This is a genomic window from Butyrivibrio sp. (genome assembly GCF_017940685.1).
Taxonomy (GTDB): Bacteria; Bacillota; Clostridia; order Lachnospirales; family Lachnospiraceae; genus Butyrivibrio.
On record NZ_JAGAYD010000244.1, the window covers coordinates 96,556 to 102,727 of the forward strand.

The 6,172-nt window shown below is 40.5% G+C and carries 7 protein-coding genes; 2 read left to right on the forward strand and 5 right to left on the reverse strand.

Annotated features, from left to right (window positions below):
• Positions 1-21: 21 nt before the first annotated feature.
• The gene (nrdD, locus tag J6I68_RS14780; RefSeq protein ID WP_292221435.1) at positions 22-2,262 is read right to left on the reverse strand and encodes an anaerobic ribonucleoside-triphosphate reductase; all 2,241 of its coding nucleotides are present in this window, start codon (positions 2,260-2,262) and stop codon (positions 22-24) included.
• Positions 2,263-2,283: 21 nt separating this feature from the next.
• On the reverse strand, positions 2,284-2,631 hold the full coding sequence (locus J6I68_RS14785; protein WP_292221436.1) for a hypothetical protein: 348 nt from the start codon (positions 2,629-2,631) through the stop codon (positions 2,284-2,286).
• Between the two features lie 242 nt (positions 2,632-2,873).
• Here J6I68_RS14785 and J6I68_RS14790 point away from each other — a divergent pair, with 242 nt between their 5' ends.
• Positions 2,874-3,578, forward strand: coding sequence for a DUF6100 family protein (locus tag J6I68_RS14790; protein WP_292221437.1), 705 nt, complete (start codon positions 2,874-2,876; stop codon positions 3,576-3,578).
• On the opposite strand, the gene J6I68_RS14795 is transcribed toward J6I68_RS14790, so the two are convergent.
• The 3 genes from J6I68_RS14795 to J6I68_RS14805 all read right to left on the reverse strand — a co-directional run bounded on the left by J6I68_RS14795 (position 3,562) and on the right by J6I68_RS14805 (position 5,578).
• Positions 3,562-4,575, reverse strand: a complete 1,014-nt coding sequence (locus tag J6I68_RS14795) for a tyrosine-type recombinase/integrase (protein WP_292221439.1) — start codon at positions 4,573-4,575, stop codon at positions 3,562-3,564. The two genes, J6I68_RS14790 and J6I68_RS14795, sit on opposite strands and share 17 nt — an antisense overlap.
• Complete coding sequence (locus J6I68_RS14800; protein WP_292221441.1) at positions 4,568-4,762, reverse strand: hypothetical protein; 195 nt, start codon at positions 4,760-4,762, stop codon at positions 4,568-4,570. Before J6I68_RS14800 ends, J6I68_RS14795 begins: the two co-directional genes overlap by 8 nt.
• 174 nt (positions 4,763-4,936) lie before the next feature.
• The gene (locus J6I68_RS14805; RefSeq protein WP_292221442.1) at positions 4,937-5,578 is read right to left on the reverse strand and encodes a hypothetical protein; all 642 of its coding nucleotides are present in this window, start codon (positions 5,576-5,578) and stop codon (positions 4,937-4,939) included.
• A 156-nt stretch (positions 5,579-5,734) separates the two neighbouring features.
• Here J6I68_RS14805 and J6I68_RS14810 point away from each other — a divergent pair.
• Positions 5,735-6,172 (forward strand): recombinase family protein (locus J6I68_RS14810; protein ID WP_292221443.1); only part of this gene is annotated, 438 nt, incomplete at its 3' end.

Genomic DNA, 6,172 nt, shown 5'->3' on the forward strand with positions numbered 1-6,172 from the left:
AGTATCTTAGGAAACAAGAGCTTACACCGCCTTACTGAGCTTTGGTACAGAAATATGTACAAATCTCTGTTCAATTTCCTGTGTTCTGCCCTGATTCCAGAAGTTTGAACCGATATAGCCACATGTACGTCTAGCAACGTTCATTTTGGACTCATCGCGGTTTCCACAGTTAGGGCATTCCCAAACGAGCTTGTCGTTCTCATCGTGAACGATCTTGATCTCGCCGTCATAACCACAGCACTCACAGTAATCACTCTTCATGTTCATCTCAGCATACATGATATTCTGAGACATAAACTGAATGTGAGCAAGTACAGCTTCAATGTTGTTTGTAAGGTCTGCCATCTCAACGTAGGAGATTGCTCCTCCGGGAGAAAGTCTCTGGAACTCAGCCTCAAAAGCAAGCTTTTTAAACGAGTCTATGTGCTCCCTTACATTAACGTGGTAGCTGTTTGTGATGTAGTCATGGTCTGTAACCTCAGGAATGATGCCAAATCTCTTCTGGAGCGCCTTAGCAAATCTGTAGGTTGTAGACTCAAGAGGAGTTCCATATACAGAGTAAGCGATATTCTCAGCCTTTCTCCACTCAGCGCACTTGTCATTCATATGCTGCATGATCTTGAGTGCAAAATCCTTTGCCTCAGGATCAGTGTGAGAGTGGCCTGTCATGTAGTAAACACACTCATAAAGTCCTGCGTAGCCGTAGGAGATAGTAGAGTAGTTACCATACAGCAGCTTGTCGATTGTCTCGCCCTTCTTAAGTCTTGCAAGAGCTCCGTTCTGCCAAAGGATAGGTGCAACATCTGAAGGTGTTCCAAGAAGACGCTCATGACGGCATCTAAGAGCCTTGTGAACGAGTTCTGAACGCTCCTCCATAAGCTGCCAAAACTTATCCATGTCCTTGCCTGAAGAACAAGCAACATCTACAAGGTTAAGTGTTACAACGCCCTGATTGAAGCGTCCATAATACTTATGCTCACCTTCATAGAAATTCTTTGCATTTGCCTTGTTGTCAGCATTGCAAAGGCCTTCTGCGTTGTTCTCATTGTCAGGTGTAAGGAATGAACGACATCCCATACAGCCGTATACATCGCCCTGCTTGTACTCACGCATGATCTTTGCTGAAATATAATCCGGCACCATGCGCTTTGCTGTACATTGTGCAGCAACATTGGTAAGACTCCAGTATTTAGAGCCTTCATGATCATTAAAATCATCAAGTACATACAAGAGCTTGGGGAATGCAGGGGTAATCCATACGCCCTTTTCATTCTTCACACCCTGGATGCGCTGTCTTAAGATTTCTTCGATCATCATTGCAAGGTCATCTCTTGCCGATCCTTCAGGAGCTTCATTGAGATCCATGTAGACGGAGAGGAAAGGAGCCTGACCATTAGTTGTCATCAGGGTAATAATCTGATACTGAATGGTCTGTACGCCCTTCTGAATTTCCTTGTAAAGGCGCTTTGCAAGTACCTTCTCGATCTGCTGATCTGTCATCTCGATACCGGCATCCTCATTTTCAGAAAGGATCTCTTTTCTGATTGACTGCCTTGATACATCGATGAACTTAGCAAGGTGAGCTGCTGAGATTGTCTGTCCACCATACTGAGATGAAGCAACTTGAGCTACTGCCTGCATACCGATGTTACATGCTGTTGAAAAGCTGTGAGGCTTCTCGATAAGAGTAGAACCGATAACAGTTCCGTTCTGAAGCATGTCATCAAGGTTTACAAGACAGCAGTTATGCATGTGCTGTGCAAAGTAGTCTGCATCATGGAAGTGGATAATACCTTCCTTGTGAGCCTTTACTACATCCTCAGGAAGAAGCATTCTCATGGTAAGGTCTTTTGAAACCTCGCCCGCCATATAATCTCTCTGAGTTGAGTTGATTATAGGATTCTTGTTTGAGTTTTCCTGCTTTGCTTCCTCATTGTTGCGCTCAAGAAGTGCAAGAATCTGCTCGTCTGTAGTATTGGCCTTTCTTACAAGCGCTCTCTTGTAACGGTAGTTGATAAAGTTACGTGCTACCTCAGGGCCAACCTTCATAAGAACGTTCTCGATCTTATCCTGGATATCCTCAACCGAGAGAGTAGCAAGAGTGTTCTCAGCGTACTCTGTAACCTCATTGGTCACATAATCGATTGCCGCATTGGAAATGCGAGCGGACTCCTGTGTTGCATTGTTAGCCTTGGCAACTGCAACCCTGATTTTCTCAGAATTAAACTCTACTTCACTACCATTTCTCTTAATAATGTTCATAATTAAAATCCTCTTTCTTTCTTAAACAATAGCCCTTTCATCATCTGTTTCATCTTCGATGGTGATAGGGATTTCAATTTTTCCTGCAACTTCTTTGTAGAAAAGCGGAAAAGTCGTGCCTTCTACTATCTTGTAAGGGTATTCACACATATCGTTTCTATTTGACATACGCCAAACATCATCACCGACTGCGATTCTTCCCCTCGACAGCGTTATTGCTGTACTCCTTTTTCCGGTTTCAAGTTCCTCTACATAAAATTTTCTGTAAAGGCCGGGGGTTGATGCTCTAAATTCTCTTTTGCGCTTCATTCTTGCCTTGTAGGCGTATGAATTGCCATAAGAGGTAGAGACAAAAACGTTCCTCTTCATCGTTTCTCCTTTCTCTGAGAAAAACAAACAGCTCCCATGTCGTGAGCTGTTACTATGGGTTAATATTTAGTTTTGTATTACAAGAGTTAAATCTTGAGATACGTTTAGATAGAGCTTTTCTAAACGAAAAAAGCCCATATTCTCGGCGCTGCGCACTGAAAATACGGACTTCTTTTAACTCTGTTATTTTGACGTTAATCATAGTATACTATAAGTGTAATTATAATGCAAGAGGTTAATGTATGATCAAAATAAAGACTATAGTTCCAAATACAAGTGAACAAGTAAAGTACGAAGCTCCTGACGTAGTATTTGTCAATGAGATGATAAAACAGAAGAATAAGATTGATAATAACGTTAGCAGAGTAGTGCTCGCCGTAGAGGACAATGATATAGAAATGGCCCGAGATGAATCCAGAAGGGCCATTTTCGGCTGTCAAAAGCTTGAACAGCATCTTAGGTCATTTCCGAAGGTTTTTGGTCTTCCTGGGGCTTTAAATGAGATAAAAAATGAACTTGTAGAAGATGCCAACGTATCTTTTGAAGTTTTGGACGATGGAACACTTCATGTGGTACTCCCGGAGCTGTTCTCGGTGCGCTTTAGGGGCGGCGTGATGACAGAGCAGTATGATAATGTCAGGAGCCGTTACGTGGCTGCCTTTGATAGATATTTTACTGATAGCCCTTTTAAAAGATATAAGGAGAGGGTAGTAGTCCTATATAAGAGCATCTACAAGTCCGCAAATGATGTTCTTGACTATGACAACTTTGATCTTAAACAGATAACAGATTTTATCTCGACCTACTGTCTGATAGATGACAATCCAAGCCGTATGCTTGCAATATCAGACTACGAGATAGGAGAGCAGGAACATTCTGAGGTGTATGTGATTCCCCTGTCAAAGTTTGATTCGTACTCCAAAGATATCTTCAGGCAAAAGGATTAGTGTTTCCCTCTGCATTAAGATTTCTGCTGTTTTTAATTTCATCCTTCGCCGCTTTAGCGTAGATATTGGTTGTCGTGATATTTTTATGCGACAACCTTTTTTGTACCAATAGAAGATTGTGTTCTGATCTTCTGTACAGTGTCATGGCGAAACTTGAACGCATTTTGTGAGGAGATATCTTATCAGCTTTCTTAGGGACGGAGAGCATGGCATACTTTTTAGTCATGACCTCGACCATTCTTACAGATATCCTCTCGCCGCTGCTGGCTACAAACAAAGGATCTTTTTCTGTTGCTCCCTCGGCTTTTCTTTTAGAGATCAGCATATCAAGCAGCTCTGCTATAAGGTCGCTGTAATATACAGTTTCAACCTTTCCGCCTTTTCTAAGGACGCATACGCTAAAATCATCGATTTCAACATCTTTTATATCTATTCCGGTAAGCTCCGATACTCGAAGGCCTGTGTCCAGTAAAAGAGCATAAAGGACATAATCTCTGAGCTTATAGTGTTCGTGATGTTTGAGCTGCCTTGCCGTCATTCCGGTGCCGTGATATACGCAGTCAAGGAATGCTTTCTGCTCGTCATCTGTAAGATATACAAGTTCTTTTTCTTCAGGCTTTACTTTGGAAGATCCGATGATGGGATTCTTTTTAAGCCCTTTTTTATCGTAAAGATAGGAGAAGAGTACTGAGAGAGTAGCTTTCTTGCGCGCCAGCGTCTTTTTTTCTAAGGTTTTCCCAAGAGTAACAAGAAAGTTATTTATATCATCGGATGTTATGTTATCTAAATCTCTGATGGATATGGTTCCTTTCTTCAGCTCGTCAAAATCCTTGTGGTTTAATATGAGCCAGTCAAGAAAAAAGCTTATATCCTTGGCATACTCATACATGGTAGAGTATGCAGTTTCAGTACCTTTTCCATAAAGAAAATCCTGGCAGAACTCAGGTAGAGTCTCCAGGATCTTAGTTGTCTTTTCCGAATAGGTCTTTTTATCCATTGTTATAACCTCGTTTCCTTGCCCTGTATTCTCTGTCGTAGGATGATGTGACTTCTTTACGAGATTCTTCGTATTTCTCGAATTCTTCGGTTGTCATAAGCCATTGGCATGCCTTTGTGGATATCATGTCTGCTGTAGGCTTTCTTAGGCAGCCTTTTTTCTCAACATCGTCTGCTGATAAAAACACTTTCTTTGACCGGCAGTAATAAACCGGATTTTTGCACTCAGAATTATTAAGACCTATATATTTAATTGTTGAATTTGTTGTGTTTAAGTATGTATTTTCCATAAACATATTATAGCAGGGTAGTTTATGGATGTCCATATATTTATGCGGAAAATATATGTTTTTCGCATATTTTTATATCATTTTTGAAATTCCCTTATATGTATGCAGATTATTGGGCTCTAAACCTTTAAGATATTCCTTGTAGCCATCGGGATTGAGTTCAATAGCGCGATCTGACCATCCGGGTTTTCTTCCTGCGGCAAAGTATGATGCCGTTTTTATTGCTGAAAAGCTAAGATATCCAGTAAGTGCGACAACGAGTCCACATGCAACCGCATACATTACAGGAAGTTTTATGACTGTAAGGCAGAATATCGCATACAGCATGCCAAGTAGCAATGAAGATACAACATATCCTTTAAGGCTGCCATGTAGGCCTGCCCTTGAAATTGCAGTCAGATCCGCATTGTTATAGGGGGTGTATTCATTGGAAAAATATACACGCCCAAGAGCGCCCTTCATTTCAAATTGTTTCCATAAGCTCATAGGAGTAAGTTTTACGGTCACTTTATTGGATTTCCACTTGAACTCATGCCTTCCGCTGACAAATATAGTTCTAAGCAGAATGATTGCATCACATTTACTGCGTTTGTAAGCCTCTTTGTAGTGATTCAGCTCATGTGTGAATGTTGCATATCTGGTTGTTAGATACTCGTATAAAGCTATAATTACTATGATTCCTGTAAATATTTGAAAAAAGTACATAATATCCATGTTTTTTTCTCCTTATAAAATTATCTTATACTATTTGTGGATTTAATGCAATACATTTATTTGTCAATTTTTGCGTATTAAGCCCATTGAACTGTCTATGTCGTGCCCTTGAAAATCATATGCGTAATCAAAATATATCATATGGAGGACAATGACATGTCAAAACAAAAAATTATCTTGGGTTATGCTCGCATTTCTACCCCAAAACAAAAGATCAGGAGACAGATAGACTCAATAAGCCAATTCTGTTCTGAAGCAGTGATCATCGAGGAAACATACACCGGGACATCTTTTAAACGTCCCGAGTGGCAAAAGATCATGAAGCTTGTCGAGAAAGACGAGGTGAGCTGCATCATCTTTGACGAAATAAGCAGGATGAGCAGGGATGCCGAGGATGGCTACAAAACTTATAAGTATTTCCTTGAAAAAAATGTCGAGATGGTGTTTCTTCGTGAGCCGCATCTTAACTCAAAAACTTACTATGAAGCTAAAGCCAAAAAGATTGATATTACCATTAACAGCGGTGATAAGTATACTGATGAATTTCTTAATGCCATAATGAGTAACTTAAATCAGTATATGCTCAACCTTGTA